Source organism: Vibrio sp. L85 (assembly GCF_963871815.1).
In the GTDB taxonomy this organism is placed as follows: Bacteria; Pseudomonadota; Gammaproteobacteria; order Enterobacterales; family Vibrionaceae; genus Vibrio; species Vibrio harveyi.
Genome location: NZ_CAWMYL010000040.1, coordinates 1 through 2,669, shown reverse-complemented (window position 1 = coordinate 2,669; position 2,669 = coordinate 1). Strand labels below are relative to the sequence as shown.

The window sequence follows — 2,669 nt, the reverse complement described above, 5'->3', positions numbered from 1 at the left end:
GCTCCATCAGCAAAAGGGGATGATAAGTTTATCACCACCGACTATTTGCAACAGTGCCGAAACGACTGAGCAAAATGATCAGTGATCTACTCCCTCCGGTGGATTTAACGGAGTTGCTGCTCGAAATTAACGCCCATACCGGATTTGCTGATGAGTTTTTCCATGCTAGTGAAGCCAGTGCCAGAGTTGATGATCTGCCCGTCAGCATCAGCGCCGTGCTGATGGCTGAAGCCTGCAATATCGGTCTGGAACCACTGATCAGATCAAATGTTCCTGCACTGACCCGACACCGGCTGAACTGGACAAAAGCGAACTATCTGCGGGCTGAAACTATCACCAGCGCTAATGCCAGACTGGTTGATTTTCAGGCAACGCTGCCGGAAAAATGACCATGCAGGTCATCTCTGCTGTGGCAGAATTTGAAAGGGATTTGCTTCTTGAGCGTACGCACTCTGGTATTGCGAGAGCGAAAGCTGCCGGAAAGCGGTTTGGCCGTCCTTCAACACTGAATGAAGAACAGAAACTTTCTGTGATTGCACGTATTAAGGCCGGGGCCAGTATCAGCGCCATTGCTCGGGAGTTTAATACAACCCGGCAAACCATACTCAGGGTAAAGGCAGGACAGTAATGACCGTGAGTTCTCAGCTGGACGTTATGCTATGTGCTATGAGCGGGCTTAACACAGGCAGATGTTGAAACCCAGCGGGGGGAGCCTTTTTCTCATAACAATGGCCCAATCATGTTGATTAATGTCTTTTTGGTCACTCGCACTCACTTGTGTACACCACGTAGAATGTCCTTACTCCAGACAAAAGGGTGAATGACCATGAAAAACTCAAATGAAAAACTTGTACATGATTTTTATCAGGCTCTTGAAGGTTATGATTTTTTAACCCTTAAATCACTTTGCTCCAGTGACTTTGTTTTCTATTCACAGATAGATAACCCCATTCATGGAGTTGACGGTTTTATCGCATCTGAAACTGCCACACTTGATGGATTCCGGGGCTTCAGCATGAAGCCTGAAGTTCTTATCAGTGAAGCGGATAAAGTCGTAGCTTATGTTGTTTTTGAAGGTATCCACAATAATGAAATGCACGGATATAAACCAACCGGGAAAAAAGTACGTATTTCTCTGATGATGCTGCTGACTATTGAAGGCGGTAAAATTAAAGAAAAACGTGCGCACTTTGATTATAACGATATCGTACGTCAGATTAGTTAATCTTACAGGAGAGTATGAAATGAAAAAGATAGCCATTTTGATAACCGATGATATCAGTGCATTTCATCTCTCCGTACCACTGGCAATTTTTGCAGATATTATCCCGGACCATTCATTATTTAACGTTGTTTTATGCTCCGTGCAGGGAAAGACTATAAAAACCTCACATGGTATGCATATTACACCGGAATATGACTTATCGGTGTTACGTACTGCTGACATGGTTATAGTTCCTTTCTGGCCATCGCCTGACATTGTACCGGAGCCACAGTTAACGGAAGCACTCCGGGAAGCTGCACAGCATAATGCCACCATTGTGGGTTTGTGCCTTGGTGCCTATGCTCTGGCCTATTCAGGACTACTGGATGCAAGAAACGCGTCGACACACTGGTTGTATGAGAGTGATTTTCAGTCACGGTTTCCGAATACCCACCTGGATATGAATGCGCTCTATGTAGCTGACGATAATATTATTACTTCTGCCGGTACAGGTGCGGGTATGGACTGCTGTCTGTATCTGGTCAGGGAGTTGTACGGGAGCAATATTGCCAATCAGATAGCAAGGCGAATGGTGATCCCGCCTCATCGGGACGGGGGACAGGCTCAGTATATTCAGATGCCTTTTCCATCTGCAACAAAGGATCGCCAGATAATTCTGCTGGTTGAAACGCTGCGCCAGGACCTGGCCAGACGCTGGACGCTGGATGAACTTTGTGAAGTCGTTAGCATGAGCCGACGAACCTTTACACGCCGCTTCCGACAGTCGACGGGCATGACACTGGTTGACTGGTTAACAACGGAGCGTCTGAGAGAAGCGCAGGTATTACTGGAATCTACAGCCCACTCTGTACAGAAGGTATCTGAGCTGGTTGGTTTTAGTTCCGCAACATCTTTATGGAAAAAGTTTATCGCAAAATTTGGCGTATCGCCGTCCGTATGGCGAAAAACATTCAGGGGTTCAGAAGCGATATAAAACTTCTGCCAGCTGGAAAGTAAATTAATCCTCTTACTGTGTTCTGTTAATACAAAACTGGAGTTCTATTATGAAATTTCATCAGATCCGTAACGCCACTGCAATTATTCATTATGCAGGAAAAAAAATCCTGATTGACCCGATGTTATCAGCAAAAGGTTCATTCCCTGGTTTTCCATTGACGATGAACCGCCATTTACGGAACCCTCTTGTTGACTTACCTCTTCCGGTATCAGAGGTTATTGATGTAGATGCTATTATTGTTACTCATACGCATGATGACCACTGGGATGCTGCTGCCCGGGCGCTGATCCCTCGCGATATGCTTATTTTTGTACAGAATACTGAAGACAAAAACGAACTGGCCCGCGATGGATTTATTAACCTACAAGTTCTTGATAATGAAATTGAATACGCCGGAATTGGGGTTCTAGGGATTTTCCCCTCTAAAAAGACATAATCCTCTGTAGA

Annotated in this window: 4 protein-coding genes and 1 pseudogene; all 5 read left to right on the top strand. The window is 45.3% G+C overall.

Features of this window, described 5'->3' with window-relative positions:
* Window positions 1-62: 62 nt before the first annotated feature.
* Window positions 63-377: pseudogene (locus tag AACR11_RS07250) on the top strand (Tn3 family transposase); the annotation flags it as partial.
* Window positions 378-391: 14 nt separating this feature from the next.
* Window positions 392-628: a helix-turn-helix domain-containing protein gene (locus tag AACR11_RS07245; protein WP_223295724.1), complete on the top strand. Its 237-nt coding sequence runs from the start codon at window positions 392-394 to the stop codon at window positions 626-628.
* 198 nt (window positions 629-826) lie between these two features.
* Complete coding sequence (locus tag AACR11_RS07240) at window positions 827-1,225, top strand: ester cyclase (RefSeq protein WP_000798353.1); 399 nt, start codon at window positions 827-829, stop codon at window positions 1,223-1,225.
* Window positions 1,226-1,244: 19 nt separating this feature from the next.
* Window positions 1,245-2,198 carry a GlxA family transcriptional regulator gene (locus AACR11_RS07235; protein WP_079324601.1) on the top strand — a complete coding sequence of 318 codons (954 nt, stop codon included), beginning with the start codon at window positions 1,245-1,247 and terminating at the stop codon, window positions 2,196-2,198.
* A 70-nt stretch (window positions 2,199-2,268) separates the two neighbouring features.
* Window positions 2,269-2,658: an MBL fold metallo-hydrolase gene (locus AACR11_RS07230; RefSeq protein ID WP_223295723.1), complete on the top strand. Its 390-nt coding sequence runs from the start codon at window positions 2,269-2,271 to the stop codon at window positions 2,656-2,658.
* Window positions 2,659-2,669 lie beyond the last annotated feature (11 nt).

Coding starts and splice junctions, on each gene's coding strand:
- AACR11_RS07245 (WP_223295724.1), top strand. CDS start 392: ATGCAGGTCATCTCTGCTGTGGCAGAATTTGAAAGGGATTTGCTTCTT.
- AACR11_RS07230 (WP_223295723.1), top strand. CDS start 2,269: ATGAAATTTCATCAGATCCGTAACGCCACTGCAATTATTCATTATGCA.
- AACR11_RS07240 (WP_000798353.1), top strand. CDS start 827: ATGAAAAACTCAAATGAAAAACTTGTACATGATTTTTATCAGGCTCTT.
- AACR11_RS07235 (WP_079324601.1), top strand. CDS start 1,245: ATGAAAAAGATAGCCATTTTGATAACCGATGATATCAGTGCATTTCAT.